Annotated in this window: 18 protein-coding genes; 10 read left to right on the top strand and 8 right to left on the bottom strand. The window is 64.4% G+C overall.

Annotated elements, in window-relative coordinates:
• Positions 1-24: 24 nt before the first annotated feature.
• The 4 genes from kdpA to DK366_RS02150 all read right to left on the bottom strand — a co-directional run bounded on the left by kdpA (position 25) and on the right by DK366_RS02150 (position 4,620).
• Entirely contained in the window at positions 25-1,827 is a 1,803-nt protein-coding gene (gene kdpA / locus DK366_RS02165) for a potassium-transporting ATPase subunit KdpA (RefSeq protein ID WP_109123850.1), read from the bottom strand.
• Positions 1,824-1,916, bottom strand: a complete 93-nt coding sequence (gene kdpF, locus DK366_RS02160) for a K(+)-transporting ATPase subunit F (RefSeq protein ID WP_082121097.1) — start codon at positions 1,914-1,916, stop codon at positions 1,824-1,826. The genes kdpA and kdpF overlap by 4 nt, the downstream gene beginning before the upstream one ends.
• A 380-nt stretch (positions 1,917-2,296) precedes the next feature.
• Complete coding sequence (locus DK366_RS02155) at positions 2,297-3,268, bottom strand: DedA family protein/thiosulfate sulfurtransferase GlpE (RefSeq protein WP_109123849.1); 972 nt, start codon at positions 3,266-3,268, stop codon at positions 2,297-2,299.
• 137 nt (positions 3,269-3,405) lie between these two features.
• Complete coding sequence (locus DK366_RS02150) at positions 3,406-4,620, bottom strand: MFS transporter (RefSeq protein ID WP_109123848.1); 1,215 nt, start codon at positions 4,618-4,620, stop codon at positions 3,406-3,408.
• Between the two features lie 137 nt (positions 4,621-4,757).
• On the opposite strand from DK366_RS02150, the gene DK366_RS02145 reads away from it, so the two are divergent.
• A complete protein-coding gene (locus DK366_RS02145; RefSeq protein WP_109123847.1) occupies positions 4,758-5,759 on the top strand; it encodes a polyprenyl synthetase family protein in 1,002 nt (333 codons plus the stop codon).
• A 309-nt stretch (positions 5,760-6,068) separates the two neighbouring features.
• Here the strand turns inward: DK366_RS02145 and DK366_RS02140 are convergent, their stop codons facing one another.
• From DK366_RS02140 to ubiH, 3 genes are read right to left on the bottom strand one after another with little or no spacing between them, the layout of a single operon-like run.
• Positions 6,069-6,857: a dienelactone hydrolase family protein gene (locus DK366_RS02140; protein ID WP_109123846.1), complete on the bottom strand. Its 789-nt coding sequence runs from the start codon at positions 6,855-6,857 to the stop codon at positions 6,069-6,071.
• 33 nt (positions 6,858-6,890) lie between these two features.
• Positions 6,891-8,114 (bottom strand): FAD-dependent oxidoreductase, encoded by a 1,224-nt coding sequence (locus DK366_RS02135; protein WP_255412534.1) that lies wholly within the window; start codon positions 8,112-8,114, stop codon positions 6,891-6,893.
• Entirely contained in the window at positions 8,111-9,340 is a 1,230-nt protein-coding gene (ubiH, locus tag DK366_RS02130; RefSeq protein ID WP_109123844.1) for a 2-octaprenyl-6-methoxyphenyl hydroxylase, read from the bottom strand. The genes DK366_RS02135 and ubiH overlap by 4 nt, the downstream gene beginning before the upstream one ends.
• Positions 9,341-9,443: 103 nt before the next feature.
• On the opposite strand from ubiH, the gene DK366_RS02125 reads away from it, so the two are divergent.
• The 3 genes from DK366_RS02125 to DK366_RS02115 are packed head-to-tail and all read left to right on the top strand — an operon-like array spanning position 9,444 to position 11,548.
• Positions 9,444-10,049, top strand: a complete 606-nt coding sequence (locus tag DK366_RS02125; RefSeq protein ID WP_109123843.1) for a hypothetical protein — start codon at positions 9,444-9,446, stop codon at positions 10,047-10,049.
• A gap of 5 nt (positions 10,050-10,054) precedes the next feature.
• Positions 10,055-10,621 (top strand): cob(I)yrinic acid a,c-diamide adenosyltransferase, encoded by a 567-nt coding sequence (locus DK366_RS02120; RefSeq protein WP_109123842.1) that lies wholly within the window; start codon positions 10,055-10,057, stop codon positions 10,619-10,621.
• Between the two features lie 6 nt (positions 10,622-10,627).
• On the top strand, positions 10,628-11,548 hold the full coding sequence (locus DK366_RS02115) for a histone deacetylase family protein (protein ID WP_109123841.1): 921 nt from the start codon (positions 10,628-10,630) through the stop codon (positions 11,546-11,548).
• Positions 11,549-11,556: 8 nt separating this feature from the next.
• Here DK366_RS02115 and msrB read toward each other — a convergent pair whose 3' ends face one another.
• Entirely contained in the window at positions 11,557-11,961 is a 405-nt protein-coding gene (gene msrB, locus DK366_RS02110; RefSeq protein WP_109123840.1) for a peptide-methionine (R)-S-oxide reductase MsrB, read from the bottom strand.
• 335 nt (positions 11,962-12,296) lie between these two features.
• Here msrB and lptD point away from each other — a divergent pair, with 335 nt between their 5' ends.
• From lptD to DK366_RS02080, 6 genes are all read left to right on the top strand, one after another.
• Positions 12,297-14,558 (top strand): LPS assembly protein LptD, encoded by a 2,262-nt coding sequence (gene lptD / locus DK366_RS02105; protein WP_232820867.1) that lies wholly within the window; start codon positions 12,297-12,299, stop codon positions 14,556-14,558.
• A gap of 38 nt (positions 14,559-14,596) precedes the next feature.
• On the top strand, positions 14,597-15,949 hold the full coding sequence (locus DK366_RS02100; protein ID WP_109123838.1) for a peptidylprolyl isomerase: 1,353 nt from the start codon (positions 14,597-14,599) through the stop codon (positions 15,947-15,949).
• A gap of 7 nt (positions 15,950-15,956) precedes the next feature.
• Positions 15,957-16,967, top strand: coding sequence for a 4-hydroxythreonine-4-phosphate dehydrogenase PdxA (gene pdxA / locus DK366_RS02095; RefSeq protein WP_109123837.1), 1,011 nt, complete (start codon positions 15,957-15,959; stop codon positions 16,965-16,967).
• Positions 16,964-17,749 carry a 16S rRNA (adenine(1518)-N(6)/adenine(1519)-N(6))-dimethyltransferase RsmA gene (gene rsmA, locus DK366_RS02090; RefSeq protein ID WP_109123836.1) on the top strand — a complete coding sequence of 262 codons (786 nt, stop codon included), beginning with the start codon at positions 16,964-16,966 and terminating at the stop codon, positions 17,747-17,749. The genes pdxA and rsmA overlap by 4 nt, the downstream gene beginning before the upstream one ends.
• Positions 17,750-17,838: 89 nt before the next feature.
• Entirely contained in the window at positions 17,839-18,222 is a 384-nt protein-coding gene (gene apaG / locus DK366_RS02085; protein ID WP_109123835.1) for a Co2+/Mg2+ efflux protein ApaG, read from the top strand.
• Complete coding sequence (locus DK366_RS02080) at positions 18,222-19,070, top strand: symmetrical bis(5'-nucleosyl)-tetraphosphatase (RefSeq protein ID WP_109123834.1); 849 nt, start codon at positions 18,222-18,224, stop codon at positions 19,068-19,070. The genes apaG and DK366_RS02080 overlap by 1 nt, the downstream gene beginning before the upstream one ends.
• The last annotated feature ends 65 nt before the right edge of the window (positions 19,071-19,135 follow it).

The following is a 19,135-nucleotide window of genomic DNA, read 5'->3' as shown; positions in this document are numbered from 1 at the left end:
ATGGATCAATCCTTCGTTGCGCGCTTAGCGCACCGACATCAGGAATTCAGCGATGGGGCCAAGCGCCAGCGCAGGCAGGAAGGTGAGCGCACCCACCACGATCACCACGCAGGCGAGCAAGGTCACGAACAACGGCGTGTGCGTGGGCAGCGTGCCGGCAGAGGGCGGCACGTGGCGCTTGGCGGCCAGCGACCCGGCCATGGCGAGCATGGCCACGGCCAGCAGGAAGCGAGACAACCACATGCACACGGCCAGCAACACGTTCCAGAACGGCGTGTTGGCCGAAAGTCCACCGAATGCGCTGCCGTTGTTGTTGGCCGCGGAAGTCACTGCGTAGAGCACTTCGCTGAAGCCATGCGCACCCGGGTTGGCGATGCCCGCCACGCCAGCCGGCGTCATCACGGCAATGGCGGTACAAATCACCACCAGGGCGCACGGCACCAGCACGGCGAGGCTCGCCATCTTCATTTCGTGCGCTTCGATTTTCTTGCCCAGGTATTCGGGCGTGCGTCCCACCATGAGGCCGGCAATGAATACCGCGACCACGGCAAAGGCCAGCATGCCGTACAGACCGGAACCCACACCGCCGAAGATCACTTCGCCCAGCTGCATCAGCCACATCGGCACCAGGCCGCCGAGCGGCGTCAGCGAGTCGTGCATGGCGTTCACCGCGCCGCACGAAGCTGCCGTGGTGACCGTGGCAAACAGGCCACTGGCGGCGATGCCAAAGCGTGTTTCCTTGCCTTCCATGTTGCCGCCGGCTTGCAGCGCGGAAGCCTGCTGATCGACGGCCAGTCCATGCAGTGCCGGATTGCCGGCCTGCTCGGCAGCGATGGCGCCGAAAGCGAGCGGAACAAAAATGAGCAGCATGGTGGCGAGAATCGCCCAGCCCTGGCGGCGGTCGCCCACCATGCTGCCGAACGTGTAGCAAAGTCCCGCCGGAATCAAAAAGATCGCCAGCATCTCGATGAAATTGCTGAACGGTGTCGGGTTTTCGAACGGATGCGCCGAGTTCGCATTGAAGAAACCACCACCATTGGTGCCGAGCTGCTTGATCGCGATCTGCGAAGCGGCCGGGCCCATCGGCAGGGTTTGCGTGGTGACCGTGCTCGACCTGGTCACGTCCTTGCCCTGGGCATCCTTCACGGTATTGCCCGCAGCGTCCTTCACGGTTTCCACGGCCGTGGTGTTCTGCACCAGGGGCACGTCGACATAGTTCTTGAAGTTCTGCACCACACCCTGCGACGAAAGCAGCAGCGCGATCACCAGCGAAAACGGCACCAGCACGTAGAGCGTGCAACGCGTCATATCGACCCAGAAGTTGCCCACACTGTCGGCGCTGCGACGCGTAAAGCCGCGAATCACAGCCAGCAACACCGCGATGCCCGTGGCCGCCGACAGGAAGTTCTGCACGGCCAGGCCCAGCATCTGCGTGAGGTAGCTCATGGTGCTTTCGCCACCGTAGGCCTGCCAGTTGGTGTTGCTGGCGAAGCTGATGGCGGTATTCATGGCCAGATCCGGCGTCAGCGCGCCGAAGTGTTGCGGATTCAGCGGCAGCCACTGTTGCAGGCGCTGCAACGCATACACGGCAAACACGCCCAGCAGGTTGAACACCAGCATGGCGATGGCATAGCGGCGCCAGCTCATCTGCTCGTCCGCACGCACGCCGGCAAGGCGATAGAGCACGCGCTCGACCTTGCCACCCACGCGATTCACGCCGTTGGTCGTATCGGCAAAAGCCAGGGCCATGTAAGCGCCAACGGGCTTCACCAGCGCAAGCAGCACACCGAGAAAAAGGACAACCTGGAAAATATCAAACGGAGTCATTCGAACCACTCCGGCTTGAGCAGGGCCACGCACAGATAGCCCGTCAGGGCCACCGCAATCACGGCAGCCACGATGTAGAACGCGTTCATGGATGGATCTCCCGAGGGAAGGTCGCGCACCGGCTCCCGATCACCGGCGCGGATGGCAGGCGCTCGTCAGGGACGGCGGCCCAGGCGGTCGCAGATCAGCAGAAAGCCGAGCGTCGCCGCAAAAAGCACGATCGAAAAAAGGAGATAAATGGCGTCCATCGAAATCCGACTCACCGTCTCAGTTGACGAGGCGTAGTGTCGGAATCGGCGCATAAGAAAGGGGTAGCGAATTCCTCGCCCCCCGTATAGAAACCGTAAAAATTTTCACCAGGGCGCTCCGGTGCTATGGGAGCGCACCCTGTGCGCGACTGCGATGAGCGTGGGGCGAGCCGCAAATGGCCGTCGCGCAGAGGGTGCGCTCCCACAACACCCCGGTTTACTCAGATCGCGTGGGAAACCACGCCTTCTTCCGCAGCCGGTGCGCGAAGCACGGGATAGCCTGCCGCATCCCACGCATCCAATCCGCCAAGCAGCGGGCGCACGCGCTTGTAGCCACGCGTCATCAACGCCTTGGCCACCACGGCGGCGGAGGCTTCGTTCGGGCAAGTGCAGTAGATCACCAGCTCCGCGTCCAGCGGCACGGCATCGACGATACGGTCGACGCTGTTCACGTCGGCGAGCAAGGCGCCGGGAATGATGCGCGCGTCGATAATCCGCGCCGCTTCGGAGCGCACATCGACGATGGCGGGATTGCGACCACCGGCCACGGCGTCGTTGAGTTCCTGTACGGTGATGCGCGCCATGCGCAGCGTGCGCAGCAAACGGTGGCGCTGCCACCATTTCATGGTGATGTAGATTGCGAGCAGGCTGCCCAGGAACATGAGCGCCACGCTGCCCGCGTTGGCCAAGGCCACCATGACGGCATCGATCTGGCTGGCAAAGATGTAACCCAGGCTCACGGCCACGGCCACCCACATCAGCGAACCCAGCCCGTCGAACAGCACGAACGGCGCCACCCGCAAACCCATGGCGCCCACCAGCGGCGGTGCCACCGTGGACAATCCGGGGATGAACTTGGCCACCAGCAGCACGCCACCGCGCCAGCGCTGGAAGCGCAGTTCCGATTGCTTTACGCAGGAATCGGGTGACAGGGAAATGCGGCAAAGCGTGCGCATCACGCCACCGCCGAAGTGGCGCCCACCCGCATACCAGGCCAGGTCGGCCAGCAGGCAGGCCAGCACCGCGACGGCTACCACACCAGCCAGCGGCAATCGTTCCGTCGACGCCAGGGCGCCGGCGACGATCATGGTGGGAACGGCGGGAACGGGGACCCCGGCCTGCTCGACCAGCACGTTGATGAACACCAACAGCAGGCCGTATTGAGCGATCAACTCGATGATGTGGTGAGCCATGGCAGACCTCGACCGGTGATGCCTCCCAGCTCCACGATCATTGGGGCTGGCGTTCGCAAAAACAATCGACTTTCGGGTGAATTCTCGCGCGTTGAAACACGGCCCGCTACGGGCTCACCCGGCACTTCCGCACACCATCACGCTTCCGGCACGGCGCCCGCCATCGGGCCGGCATCGACCTGGCCGATACGGCGTGCACCCACCAGTACCAGCGGCAGCCAGAGCAAGGTCAGCGTGGCGGCGCAGAGAAAAACGCCGTCCGGACCCAGACGCCCCAGCGCGATGCCGCCCACCGCGCCGCCGACAAACGCCCCGAGGAACTGGCTGGTCGAATACGCCCCCATCGCGGCGCCGCGACGCGCGCCGGGTGCCAGCTGGGAGACAAGGCTGGGCAGCGCCGCCTCAAGCAGGTTGAACGCCGAGAAAAACACGGCGGCGGCCACACCCAGCACCGCCACGTGGTCGCCCGACCAGCCAAAACCAAGCAACCCCAGGCCCGTGGCCACGACACACACGGCCACCATGCGCAGGCTTTGCGCCAGATCCCGCATGCGATGCAGGAAGGCGCCCATCACAAAGGCGGCAATCACCATCACCGGCAGATACAGCTCCCAATGCCTGCTCGCGGGCAAATGGAGGCGGTCGGCCAGCAGCAGCGGCAAGCCCACGAAGCTGGCCGTCAACAACATGTGCAGAAAGAATACCGACCCGTTGAGCACCAGCATGCGTCCGTCACGCAACATCGACAGCACGCTGGCGAACGTGGCCGCTGCCGGCGCCGATGCCTGTGCCGGCGTGGGCACGATCAGCCACAAGAGAACCAGAGCCGCCAAAGCAAGCAGCGAAGTGGCGGCGAAAAGACCCGGCAATCCGGCGACGGCCTCCAGCGGCGGCCCCAGGATCAACGCCAGCAAAAAGGCCATACCGATGGACACGCCGATGATGCCCATGACCTTGCTACGGTTTTCGTGTCGTGTCAGGTCCGCCGCCAGGGCCGTACCCGCGCCAGCCACGGCGCCCATACCCTGCAAGGCGCGGCCGATGACGATGCCCAGCAGACTGTGCGACAAGGCGGCTACCCCGCCACCCACGGCAAACACCAGCAGGCCCAGCGTGATGGCCGGCTTGCGGCCGATGCGATCAGACAGAAGGCCCAGGGGAATCTGCAGCAGCACCTGCCCCAGGCCATATACGCCCAGCGCCAGCCCGATCAACAAAGGCGTCGCATCGGGCATCTGCTGCGCATACAGCGAAAACACCGGCATGATCAGGAACAGGCCGAACAACCGCAGGCTGATCACACAGGCCAGGGTCAGCGCACTGCGTCGGTCAAGGGGGGACAGTTTGTTCACTGATGGCTTCATAAAAGGGCCGCTTGAGTCGCGGATTATACGTTTGGCCCCAAAAAACCAACCGTGGTGCCGTGTCGCGGCGGTTTCTGCCGCCCACTTCTCTCTATAATCGCCCGATACGACGCTACGACCGCCTCATGACCACGACCCAAGCCGCCATCCCCCGTTCTGCCGACTTTGCCGCCGTTCGAGGGCTCGCCGCCGCAGACATGCACCGGGTCGATGCCCTGATCCGCCAGCGCCTGTCGTCGGATGTGGTGCTGATCAACCAGATCGCCGACCACATCATCGCCGGCGGCGGCAAGCGACTTCGCCCGATGTTGCACGTGCTGGCCGCCAACGCGGCGGGCTACCGTGGCGATTACCACATCAAGCTGGCCGCGGTGATCGAGTTCATCCACACGTCCACCCTGCTGCACGACGACGTGGTGGACGAGTCGGACCTGCGCCGCGGCCGCAAGACGGCCAACGCCTTGTGGGGCAACGCCGCCAGCGTGCTGGTGGGCGACTTTCTCTACTCGCGTTCGTTCCAGATGATGGTGGAGCTGGATGACATGCGCATCATGCGCATCCTGGCCGACACCACCAACACCATCGCCGAAGGCGAAGTGCTGCAGCTTCTGAATATCGGCAACGCCGACGTGGATGAAGCTGCCTACCTCAACGTCATCGAACGCAAGACGGCCGTGCTGTTCGCCGCCGCCACGGAATTGGGTGGCTTGCTGGGTGGCCTGCCGGCGGAACAATGCGCTGCGCTGCGTCGCTACGGCATGCAGCTGGGCTACGCATTCCAGATCGCCGACGACCTGCTCGACTACGTCAGCGATGCCGACACGCTCGGCAAGAACATCGGCGACGATCTTGCCGAAGGCAAACCCACCCTGCCGCTCATCTACGCACTGCAGCGCGCCGATGCCGAACAGAAGCAGTCGCTGCGCCACGCCATCGAACACGGCGGCCTGGATTCGCTCGACCGCATCATCGCCGCCATCCGCGATTCCGGTGCGCTTGAACGCACCCACGAACGCGCCGTGATGCACGCGGATGCCGCGCGCGATGCGTTGCGTGCACTGCCCGATTCGCCGTGGCGCGACGCAATGGCGACGCTGGCGGATTATTCGGTGCAGCGTTCGTTCTAAGAAGTGCACACTGTCGCGTGCGGTGAAAATTCGACAACGCACTGAATAGCACATGCCGGCGCGGATGTTCCGCGCCCTCGCGAACGTTCCTCACCGCCGTAAATATTCCTCACCGTCATTCCCGCGAAGGCGGGAGACGCTTTTCAACGGCCGAAGGGCCGGTCGTCCTGCGCCTTTCATGGCAAAAGCCAACGTCGCTGGATTCCCGCCTTCGCGGGAATGACGGTAAGGGGAACAATCGATGAGGCGAGATTCCGCATGCATCGCAAAAAAAAGGCGCGCCAATGGCGCGCCTTTTTCATTTCACCTTTACGGCGTATTGCTGAAAGCCGCCTTCAGCCAATCGTGCATCAGGCGATAGCTGCGCTGCGCGGCGCGATCGTCGTAGGCACAACCCGGACTGTGCTGGTCGGTTTCCGTAAAGCAATGCACGGCATTGCCCAGCACCACGAATTGCCAGTCGGCCTTGCTTCCACGCATTTCGTCCATGAACTTGTCGGCATCGGGCATGGTGCCCTTGTCGTCTGCGCCGTTCATCACCAGCACGCGCGCCTTGATGTTCTTGGCCAGCGACGGATCATCCGTGGCCAGGCCACCGTGGAACGACACCACCGCCGCCACATCGGCGCCGCTGCGCGCCAGGTCCAGCACCGCCGAACCACCGAAACAGAAGCCGATGGCGGCCAGCCTGGAGACATCGATGGGCGCGGTCTTCGCCTGCGCCTTCAGCTGATCCAACGCCAGGTCGATGCGCTTGCGCATCAACGCACGATCCGTATACAGCGGCTTGGTCGCAGCCTTGGCCTGATCGTCGCTGGTGGGCCGGATCTTCTCGCCGTACATGTCGGTGACAAGAATCACGTAATCCTTGCCGGCGATGTTCTCGGCCTTCTTGATGGCACCGTCGTTGACGCCATACCAGTTCGGCACCATCACCAGCGCCGGGCGCTTGGTGGTGACGGCATCGTCATAGACCAGCACGCTGTGGAACGTGGTGCCATCCTGCGTCCACTCGACCGGCTTCTCCACCATCTTCGCCTGCGCGGCGAAGGCGAACCCTGAAAGCAAAAGCAGACTGCAAAGACGGGCGATGCGCATGACGTCCTCTCCTTGTTGCGATGTCTTGAACGATTACAGACCGGCGGCGTGTTCCGCGAGTCTGCGTTTGATGGGTGACAGTTTGTCGATCAGGCGAACGCCCAATCCGCGCGCCGCCACCAGCGGCATGGACTGCCAGCTGTAGATGCGTGCCAGTGTGTCGAAACCCATGGCATCCATGGTGTCCGCACTGCGGCGTCGGCGAGCGTACCGGCGTAAGACGTGGGCGGCAGCGATGTCACTGCCGCCGTCTCGGGCGTTGGCCAGCGTGTCGCGCAGCTCAACGACATCACGCAACCCGAGATTCACGCCCTGCCCTGCCAATGGATGCACGGCGTGCGCCGCATCGCCCAGCAGCACGAAGCGCTCTGCCTGATAAGTTTCAGCCAACTGCAATCGCAGCGGAAAGGCGGCACGCGCCGTGGCGCCGGTGACGCGGCCAAGACGGAAATCGCTGGCGACACCGAGTTCGTGGAAGAACGCCTCGTCATCGAGGGCGAGCACACGCTGCGCTTCGCTGTCCGGCAGCGACCACACGATGGAACAGCGACCATCCGCCAGCGGCAACAGGGCGAGCGGTCCCGTGCTCAGGAAGCGCTGCCACGCGGTGCCTTCATGCAGGCGCTCCGTCTGCACGTGCGCAACCACGCCGCGCTGTGCGTAATCCCTGCCATGCGTCTCGATGCCAGCCATGGCGCGCAACGGCGAAGCGGCACCATCGGCAGCGACCAATAATTTCGCGGAGATCGCATCGGTCTCTGCGCCACTGAGGGTCAGCTGCACGCGATCTTCCAGCACTTCGTATCCGCTGACCTGCGCCGGGCAAAGACGTCGCACGCCCGCTGCGTCCAGCGCCTGCCACAGCCGCCACTGCACGAGGTTGTTCTCGACGATGTAGCCGAGCAGGTTGCGGCCTTCGTTGGCGGCATCGAAATGGATGGCCGCCCCGTTTTCCGCATCCCATACATGCATGTGCGCATACGGACTCACCCGCGACTGGCGAATGGCCGTCCATACGCCCAGTTCATCGAGCAGGCTGACGGACGATGGCGCCAGGCCCACTACGCGCAGGTCTACGTCGTCATCGGGAGACCACGGCGCAGGTGCACGCGCCTCGACAAGTGCGGTGGCAAAACCGGCACGCGCCAGCGCAAGCGCCGTTGCCGCGCCGACCATACCGCCGCCGACCACGGCAACGTCCAATGCAGGTCCGCGGCGGCGCGAGGATTCCTGGCGTGAGGAAAGCGTCGCGTTCAAGGCAATCGCTCCAGCACGGCAGTCGGCGGTTCGCCGCGGAAGCCCATGCCTCGGCGCGCCATCAGGCGCTGCAAGGGCGGTATGCGATCGAAGGCCAGCATGGCCATCGATCGCAAGGGTGCGAGCAAGGGCTGTTGCAGGCAGGCCAATTGGACCAGGCCGTGGCTCATCGCCATGGTGCCTTCGCGATCGGGGGCGCGACGCGCCGCATAGCGTTCAAGCAATTCATCCGAACCCGGGTCCGGCGCACCGGCAAGCAATTCGGCGAGCGTCAACGCATCGCGCAACCCGAGGTTGAAACCCTGCGCACCGATGGGGTGAACGGTCTGCGCAGCGTTGCCTACCAGCACGGCACGATTGGACACGAGTGAACGCGCAGCCACGCGCTGGATGGCATACGGGTGCCGTTTGCCGGGTCGACTCAGGCGACCGAGGCGCCAGCCGAAACGCTGTTGAGCGAAGGCGACGAATGCATCATCGTCCATCGCTTCAATCGCCTTGGCGTCGTGTTGCGGCACCGTAAGCACCAGGCCGCAGCGACGGCTTGCCAACGGCAACACGGCGATGGGACCGTTGTCTGCGAATCGCTCGTAAGCGCGGTGCGCGTGATCGCGCTCAGGCGTTATGGTGCAGACGAACAGCGTCTGCTTGTAGTCATGGCGATCGACGTCGATGCCCAGGCGCTCGCGCACGGACGACGCGGTGCCGTCGGCGCCCACCAGCAGGGACGCATCGATCTCCATCGTCTCCTCGCCGGCACGAATGCGCACGCGCCAGCCATCGACCAAAGGCTCCATCGATTCCACGCGAGCGGGCGCGAGTCGGCGCAGGCGCGTGCATTCGTCGAGGCGACGCAGCAACGCCGCACCCAGTTCGCGCGCAGGCAGGGTCCAGCCGAGTGCGTCGACGTGATGGCGAGCGGCGTCCATCTGCACGCTGCCGAACTCGCCGGCGCGCGTCACATGGATGTGCTGGATGGGTGTGGCCTGCGCCTGCGCATGCTTCCACACACCGATGGACGTGAGCCCATTCACGGTGGCACGGGCCAGCGCCAGGTTGCGCTCGTCGTAGCTGGGCTGGTCGCCGATGCGCGGCGCCGCCGCCTCGACCATCACGGCTTCGATCCCGGCCGCATCGAGGGCAATCGCCAGACTGGCGCCCACCAGGCCGCCACCGACGATGAGTACCGGCCGCGACCCGGCGGCCTGGGGAAGTGAGTCAGTCATGGCGCCGAATGATACGCGCTATGGGCCGGCGGGCGCCCTCTGGCGCCGGTTCGTGGGATAGACTTGGCCATTGCACTCGACGCGACATTTTCTGGAGCAGCTCATGGCTAAGACGCAGACGCAGCGCCTCGGCATTTTCATCGCCCTGGCCGCGGTGATGGCCGCCACCCGCATTCATCTTTCGCTGTTCCACCACGATGTGTGGGATGCGTCGTGGGGCATCTTCTTCCTGGCTGGCTTCTGGCTGCGCGGCTCCGCGCGCTGGGCCTTCCCGCTGCTGATGGTGGAGGCCGTGCTGCTCGACTACATCGTGATCAGCAGCCAGGGCATCAATTTCTGGGATCACTACTGCGTTTCGGCCGCTTACTGGTTCCTCGTGCCGGCGTACGCCAGCCTGTGGTTCGGCGGCAGCTGGCTGGCCGCCCGCAAGCCAGGCCTGAACGCACGTGGCGCTGGCGTGACTGTCGCCGCGGTGCTGGTGAGCTGGCTCGCCTGCTACGTGGTGTCCAACGGCAGCTACTACTGGCTGAGCAGCACCGTGCCGCAGCCGCGCAGCGTGGCCGCATGGTTCGAGAACATGACCGACTGGTACGGCTTCTTCCTCCAGACCACGCTTCTTTATGTGGCGCTTGGCCTGGTGGTCCACGGCCTGGTGGTGCAGCTGTCGCGCACGCTTGGCCAGGCTGATTCCTCCAAGCTGTCGCACTGATCACGATGGGCAACCGCCTCTCCAAGATCTACACCCGCACCGGCGACGACGGCAGCACGGGCCTGGGCGACGGTTCGCGCGTCGCCAAGGATTCGCTGCGCGTCGGCGCCTACGGCACGGTGGACGAACTCAACAGCACCATCGGCATGGTGCTGGCGTCTAACGGTGTTGCGGATGACGTGCGCGAAGCGTTGACCCAGGTGCAGCACGACCTGTTCGATCTTGGCGGCGAGCTGTGCATTCCTGGCATGGCCATGGTGCACGATGCGGATATCGAGCGCCTGGAACAGGTGCTGGATGCGTTCAACGATCCGCTTCCGCCGCTGAAGGACTTCATCCTGCCCGGCGGCGGCATGGCGGCATCGTGCTGCCATCTGGCGCGCACCGTGTGCCGGCGTGCCGAGCGCGAGGTCATTGCGCTGGGTCGCGAAGAGGAAGTGCGGCCGCAGGCGCAGCGTTACCTCAACCGCCTGTCGGACCTGCTGTTCGTCGTGTCGCGCGTGCTTGCGCGCGCCAGCGGCCACGGCGAAGTGCTCTGGAATCACGAGCGCCGCCGCAAGCCCCAGGCGTGACGATCCATGCTGCGGCTCTACACGCACACGAGTTGCCTGCAGCACGATCCCGGCCCGGCGCAGCCTGAGTCGCCTTCGCGTCTGCGTGCCGTGCTGCAGGCGCTGGACCACGACCGTTTTGCCGCGCTCGATCGCGTCGAGGCACCGCGCGCCACGCGTGAACAGCTATTGCGCGTGCACACGCCCGAACATGTGGACCGCATTCTCGCCATCACGCCGGAGGAAGGCACGGTTCGCCTGGACGAAGACACGCTGATGTCGCCTGGCTCCGCCGAAGCGGCGCTGCGTGCCGCAGGTGCCATGGTGGCTGCCGTGGATGCCGTGCTCAGCGACGGCGGCAAGGCGTTTTGCGCGGTGCGTCCGCCGGGGCACCACGCCACGCCGGACCACGCGATGGGCTTTTGCCTGTTCAACAATGTGGCGGTCGGCGCGGCCCACGCCATCAAGGAACATGGCCTCAAGCGCGTGGCCATTGCGGACTTCGATGTCCATCACGGCAACGGCACGCAGGACATCTTCGCGCGCGAACCCCGCGTGCTCTTCATCTCCAGCCACCAGATGCCGCTGTACCCGGAAACGGGGCGCGCGGACGAACATGGCGTGGGCAATATCGTCAATGCACCGCTGTCGCCGGGTGATGGCTCGTATGAATTCCGCGAGCTGTGGGAAGGCGACCTGATCCCCAGACTGCACGCCTTCAAGCCGCAGCTGGTGCTGGTGTCGGCCGGCTTTGACGCGCACCGCAACGACCCCCTGGCTGATCTGCGCCTGGGCAGCGAAGACTATGCGTGGATCACGCAACGGCTGATGGACGTGGCACGCTCGCACGCCCAGGGCCGACTGGTGTCGACCATGGAAGGCGGCTACAACCTGCTTGCCTTGTCGACCAGCGTGGCCGCCCATGTGGGCGAGCTGCTGGAAGGCTGATACCTCGCTCAGCTGCCGGCCGGAACGAAATCCAGCGCCACCGAATTGATGCAGTAGCGCAGCCCCGTGGGCTTGGGGCCATCGGGAAACACATGGCCAAGATGCGATTCGCACGACGCGCATCGCACTTCCGTGCGGCGCATGGCGTGGCTTTCGTCCTGCCGCAAGTCCACGGCCTTGCGTATCCATGGCTGGAAAAAGCTGGGCCAACCCGAGCCTGAGTCGTACTTGGCTTCCGATGCGAACAACGGGGCCTGGCAAGCCACGCAGACGTAAGTCCCGGCGGCCTTGTGCCGATACCACTTGCCACTGAAGGGAGGCTCCGTGGCCGAACAGCGGCACACCGCATATTGCTGCGGCGTCAGCCGGGACCGCCAACGGTCGTCGCCAGCGTCGGGTTTGTGATCGCTCATGCCGCTTCCTTCTCGCAAGGTGGTCTACCCAACTGCCGTCCATGGGGCCTTTCTGCTAGTTTTACGAGCCTCCCAGCCGACAGACTGCCATCGTGACGCCCAAGCTCCCTCCGCGCCACCTGCCCCCTCGCCGCCTGTTGGCGGTTGCCGCTGCCCTGGCTCTGTGCGGTGGCCCGGTCGAGGCCCAGACGACGTTGGACCAGCCTAGCCCCACGGCGCCTGTCGAGCCCAACCAGCCGCCTTCGCCGGCGGTCGCTGCGACCAAGACGACGCCAGCGGTGTCGAACTGCGCACTGGGCCAGTTCCGCTGCCCACCCCGGCCGTTGAACTACAACATGTGTCGTCCCAACGCGATGCTGTCGTTCTACGACCCGACCATGAGCAAGGACAGCTCGGTCCGCGACACCTCGAACACTTATGTGGTGTCCGAGCGCGTGGACAGCTCCAACCAGAGCATCTATCACCTCGAAGGCAACGTGAAGGTGGATCGCGCCGACCAGCGCATCCAGTCGGACGTGGCCGACTACAACGACGACACCACCGACTTCGACGCGCGCGGCAACGTGCGCTACCAGGAAGTGGGCCAGCTGGTGTCCTCGGACCACATGCGCGGCAACCAGAACGCCAGCACCGCCATCGCGGACAACGTCGCTTACCAGATGCTGACGAACCGCGGCAACGGCGTGGCCACCCAGGGCCAGATGCTGGACGACCAGCGCAGCCGTTACCTCAACGCCACCTACTCCACCTGCGACGTGGGCAACCACGTGTGGGAGATCCATGCGAAGGACATCCGCATGGACAAGGAAACCGGCGAGGGCGTGGCGCACGACGCCACCATGTACCTCTACAACGTGCCGTTCTTCTGGCTGCCCACGTTCACGTTCCCGATCAACGACGACCGCAAGAGCGGCTTCCTGACCCCGACCATCGGCAACTCCAGCCGCTCGGGTTTCATGGTCAATGCGCCGTATTACCTGAACCTGGCGCCGAACTACGACGCGACGCTGGATCCGCGTATCTACACGGATCGCGGCGTGATGCTGGCAGGTGAGTTTCGTTACCTGGAACCGGGCAGCCTGGGGCAGTTCAACTTTGAGTACTTGCCGAATGACCAGGGCGAGAACGATCCGGACAGCACCGCTAACACCGAGGGCAAGGATCGATGGTTGCTGAAGTACAACGACCATACGCAAATCTACGGCCCCTGGTCCTTCAATACGTCGATCAACCTGACGTCGGACCAGAACTACCTACGTGATTTTGGTAATGATCTGTACACCTCATCGATCAGCCAGCTCGTTTCGTCCGCCTACATCAATGGTGCAGGCCGCTGGGACAAGGCGTACTGGAACGCCAGCTTCGGCGCCGACTACTACCAGAACGTCGACTATTCGCTGCCTGACTTCACCGTCCAGTACAAGCGGTGGCCGCGTGCAACCTTCAACATCGACTACCCCATCAACAACTGGCTGGACGTCGGTGCCAACACCGAAGCCGTCGCATTCCGCAAGGAAGATTCCGTCGAAGGCAATCGCCTGGACCTGTATCCCTACATCCAGGGGGATTTCCGTGGCTCGTACTGGTTCGTCAAACCGCGCGTCGCCTATCGCTACACGGCGTACGACCTGATTGGGAATTACCAGCAGTACGGCTACAGCAACGGCCTGACGGAATTGCTGCCGGCAGGTACGCCTTCTCCCTACACCAGCGGCTCGCCAACCCGCTCGCTGCCCATCACCAGTATTGATAGCGGCCTGATCTTCGACCGCAGCACGTCGTTGTTCGGCACCAATTACACGCAGACGCTGGAACCGCGCCTGTACTACCTGTACGTGCCGTATCGCAACCAGAACAACATTCCGTTGTTCGACACGACCTTGATGTCGTTCGACACGTGGGAGCTGTTCACGCCGAACACGTATTCGGGTGCGGACCGCCAGATGAACGCGAACAACCTCAGTGCGTTGTTGACCACGCGACTGCTGGACGACAACGGCGTGGAGCGGCTGTCGGCAGATTTCGGCCAGATCCGTTACTTCAGCCAGCAGCGCGTACAGCAGCCCAATGGCGTGAACACGGTCACCCCGCCCACCAACTGGTCAGGCTCCGACTACGTGCTCGACCTCACCACCCAGCTCAACGACGACTGGAAGGTGATGACGCAATACCAGTGGAACCCCAACACCCGCCTTACCGACCTTGGCGCTGTCTCGCTGCAGATGCGCATCAAGACCGATGGCATCCTCAACTTCTCCTACCGCTATCGCCGGTACCCGGGCAGCACCACGCCCATGCTGGAACAATATGACGCTTCCATGGTCTATCCGGTCTCCGACCGCTGGCGCCTGATCGGTCACTGGACCTATTCGGTGCTGGACAAGAAGACCGTGGAAGCCGACGCCGGCGTGGAGTACGACAGCTGCTGCGTCGCGCTGAAGCTGATCGGGCGCCATTACGTGAATACCTACGATTTCACCACGCAGCTGGGTTCGGCCAACACGGCGATCATGCTGGAAGTGGAATTCAAGGGCATGGGTGGATTTACCGGTCAGTCGGAAAACACCCTGCGCAATGGTATTCTTGGTTATCAATAACTTCCCTGTCGCCCTCGGCGATTGAAGGCCCCGGACTGATGAAGCAGCCTTTCGCGATTCTCTTGCTCGCGGTCGCCACCGCGACCGCCCTGCCCGCCCAAGCCCAGCTGCTGCCCCAGGCACAGCAGGGTGACCAGTCGCTTGACCGTATCGTGGCGGTGGTGGACGAAGGGGTGATCCTCCAGAGCGAGCTGAACGAGGCCGTACGTTCGGTCCAGCAGCAGTACGCCAGCAACCCGGGCCAGCTGCCCCCGATGGACGTGCTGCGCCGCCAGGTGCTGGACCGCCTGATCCTTATGAAGCTGCAGGTGCAGCGCGCCGATGACCAGGGCGTGCGCGTGTCCGACGCCGATGTGGACCAGGCCGTCAACGCCGTGGCCCAGCAGAACCACATGACCCCGGAACAGCTGCGCGCTGCCGTGGAAGCCGACGGCAACAGCTTTGCCGCCTTCCGCCGCCAGCTGTCGGACCAGCTGGTCGCCCAGCGCCTGCATGACAGCGTGATTCGCGACCAGGTGAGCATCACCGATAGCGAAATCAACAACATGCTGGCCAGCCCCTCCTACAAGGCGGGCGAAGTCCACCTGGCCCACATCCAGATCAGCCTGCCGGCCGGCGCCAGCGCCGCCGACATCAAGGCGGCGCAGGACAAGGCCACCCAGGCCACCGATGCCATCAAGGGCGGCATGGATTTCCACGCGGCTGCCATCCGCTATTCCGACGGCCAGGACGCCCTGGACGGCGGCGACCTCGGCTGGCGCCGCATGGACGAGATCCCGCCGGCCTTTGCGGACGCCGTGGGCACCATGAAGCCCGGCGACGTCACCCCGGCCCTGCGCGGCCCGACGGGTTTCCACATCCTGAAGCTGATCGAGCAGCGTCAACCCAGCCGCCAGGTCGTGCAGGAGTATCACGCCCGCCAGATCCTGATCCGTCCCAGCGAACTGCTGACGCCGGAGCAGGCTCACCAGAAGGCGGAAGACCTGTACAACCGCATCGTCAACAAGCACGAGGACTTCGCCAAGCTGGCGAAGGAAAACTCCAAGGACGACACCACCGCCAACAATGGCGGCGACATGGGCTGGTTCATGCAGAACGACTGGGGCTCCAATATCGCCCAGCACTTGGCTGACCTGAAGGACGACCAGGTGGCACCGCCGTTCCAGAGCGAAGCCGGCTGGCACATCCTGGAACGCCTGGGCACCCGCCAGAGCGACCGCACCGATGAGCTCGAGCGCGCCCAGGCCCGCCAGGCCATCGGCAACCGCAAGGCCGAGCAGGTGTATGACGATTACCTGCGCGAAATGCGTTCCAGCGCCTACGTGAACATCCTGGTGCCCGAGCTGCGCGATCCCAACGAGCAGCAGGCACAGGGCGCGAAGTCCTCCTGAGGTCACGTTGAATACCCAGACCCTGCCCCGGCTGGCCGTCACCGCAGGTGAGCCAGCGGGGATCGGTCCCGAGCTCCTGATCCGATTGGCCGCCAGTTCGCTGGCGGCCAATTTCGTTGCGGTCACCGATCGCGGACTGCTGGAGCGGGCTGCCGCGCGCTGCGGTGCGTCCATCGAATTGATCGACGACGATGGAAGCGACATCCCCGAGCGACGACCGGGCCAACTGCGCCTTCATCACCTGCCGCTGGGTGCCGTTGAACAGCCCGGCCATCCCGATCCGGCCAATGCCCGCCATGTCCTTGCCACGCTTGCCGAAGCCGCAGACGGTTGCCTGGCCGGGCGTTACGCGGCTGTCGTCACCGCGCCGCTGCAGAAATCCTCGATCAATGACGCGGGCATTCCCTTCAGCGGGCACACCGAGTTCTTCGCCGATCGCGCCGGCACCGATGTGGTGATGATGCTGGCGAGCCCGGAGCTGCGCGTGTCGCTGGCAACGACACACTTGCCGTTGTCGGCGGTGCCGGCGGCGATCACGCACGAAACACTCGTGCGCGTCCTGCGTATCGTTCATAACGAGCTGCGTACGAAGTTCGGCTTCAGCGCACCCCGAATCGCGGTGCTGGGCCTGAACCCGCATGCGGGCGAAGGTGGACACCTGGGCCGCGAAGAACTGGACACCATCATTCCCACCCTCGATGCGTTGCGTGCCGAGGGCATGCAACTGCTGGGACCGCTGCCCGCCGATACGGCCTTTGTGCCGTCGCAACGCGAGCGCTATGACGCCGTACTCGCCATGTATCACGACCAGGCACTGCCGGTACTCAAGAGCGAAGCGTTCGATCGCACGGTGAACCTGACGCTCGGGCTGCCCTTTATCCGCACCTCCGTGGATCACGGCACGGCGCTTGACCTGGCCGGCACCGGGCGCGGCGATCCCTCCAGCCTGATCGCCGCAGCGACGATGGCGCTCGATCTGGTGGCGCGCCAGCGCGCCGCCCCGCAAGGAAAGTCATGAACGCACGTCCCAAGAAGAGTTTCGGCCAGCACTTCCTGCACGAGAAGCGCTATATCGAGCGCATCGTCAGCGCCATTTCCCCGCGCCCCGACGATTTCGTCGTGGAGATCGGCCCCGGCGAAGGCGCGCTCACGCTGCCGCTGCTCGCCGCAGCCGGCAAGCTCACCGCGATCGAACTGGATACCGACCTGATTCCCGACCTGCAGGCGCGCGCCGCCAGCGTGGGTGAGCTGAGCATCATCCACTCGGACGTGCTGAAGGTGGATTTCACCGCGCTCGCGCATCGCCATGGCGTGGAGCGCCTGCGCGTCGCCGGCAACCTGCCGTACTACATCTCCAGCCCCATCCTGTTCCACTGCGTGGAGCATGCGCGCGCCATCCAGGACATGCACTTCATGCTGCAGAAGGAAGTGGTGGATCGCATGGCCGCCGAACCGGGCAGCAAGGTCTACGGGCGTCTGTCCGTCATGCTGCAATTGGCTTGCCGCGTGGAGCCGCTGTTCGTGGTGCCGCCCGGTGCGTTTCGACCGCCGCCGAAGGTGGATTCCGCCGTCGTGCGCTTGATTCCGCTCGGCCCCGATCAGCTGCCCGATGCTGACCCCGAACGCATCCACGCCATCGTGAAGGCGGCATTCGCGCAGCGGCGCAAGACACTCGGCAACGCGCTGAAGAACGTCATGGACAGCGCATCGATCATGGCGGCGGACGTCGACCCCAAGGCCCGAGCGGAAACGCTTTCACCTCACGACTACGTGCGACTGGCCCGCGTCCCGATCGCCTGATCGGCAGATGGCCATCCGGACAGCTTTCCGGTTCAGCCACGTGCCCGCAAGCTTCACCCATGCGTAGCGACAACCCGTACAATCGGGGCATGAATGAAAGATCTTCCTACACGATCGACGTGCAGGTCGAACCCCGCTTTGTCCCCGACCAATCCCGTCCCGGCGACAACCGCTATGTTTTCGCCTACACCATTACGCTGCACAACGCGGGCGACGTTCCCGCGCGCCTGCTGACCCGCCACTGGATCATCACCGACGCCAACGGCAAGGTCGAGGAAGTCAGCGGTGAAGGCGTGGTCGGCGAGCAGCCGTGGATCCGACCAGGCGACGAATACGAGTACACCTCGGGCGCCGTGCTCGAAACCTCGGTGGGCATCATGCAGGGCAGCTATCAGATGCTGGCCGATGATGGCACCCATTTCGAGGCGCCGATCCCGGCATTCACGCTCTCGATTCCGCGTACCCTGCACTGATGGCTACGTACGCAATCGGCGATGTGCAAGGCTGCTATCCCGAACTCCAACGCCTGCTCGACAAGATCCGCTTTGATCCCGCCAGCGACCGGCTGTGGTTCTGCGGCGACCTGGTCAATCGCGGCGGCCAGTCACTGCAGACGTTGCGGTTCATCCATGGCCTGCGCGAGCAATCCATCGTCACGCTGGGCAACCACGACCTGAGCCTCCTGGCCATCGCCCAGCGACGCCCCGAAGCACAGTCGAAGGTAAACCCCGAACTGCGCGAAGTGCTGTTCGCCGACGATGCGCCCGTGCTGCTGGAATGGCTGCGCTCGCAAAAGCTGCTGCACCACGACGAGCAACTCAACTGGACGATGGTGCACGCGGGCCTCGCGCCCATGTGGACGCTTCGCCAGGCGCAACGCTCGGCGCAGGAAATCGAGCGCGAGCTCGGCGGCCCGCGTCATCCGCGCCTGCTGAAGAATCTGTTCGGCAATCGACCCGCAGCGTGGAGCAGTCGCCTGCAGGGCGTCGAACGCATGCGCGCATCGATCAACACGCTCACGCGCATGCGCTACTGCGACGTGCAGGGCCGCATCGACTTCGAAAGCAAGGGTATTCCCGGCACACAGAAGCCGGGCATGTATCCGTGGTTCGAAGTGCCGGGCATGCGTCGGCGCGAAACGCGCATCGTGTGCGGTCACTGGTCGGCACTGGGTCGTTTTGCGGGCATGGGCATCTACGCCATCGACACCGGTTGCGTGTGGGGCGGGAAGCTCACCGCGCTGCGCCTGGATACCGAGGAACCGCAATACATCACGGTGGATGCCGAACCCTATCGCAAGCGTGTCCCGGGCGGAGACTGACAGCCTCTTCTCCGCCGGTGAAAACCTGCCGACACCATCCAAAAAAAACCCCGCCAAGGCGGGGT

This window comes from Dyella sp. C11 (assembly GCF_003121485.1).
Classification (GTDB): domain Bacteria; phylum Pseudomonadota; class Gammaproteobacteria; order Xanthomonadales; family Rhodanobacteraceae; genus Dyella.
The sequence above is the reverse complement of the archived record's forward strand: the minus strand, read 5'-3'. Positions and strand labels throughout refer to the sequence as shown.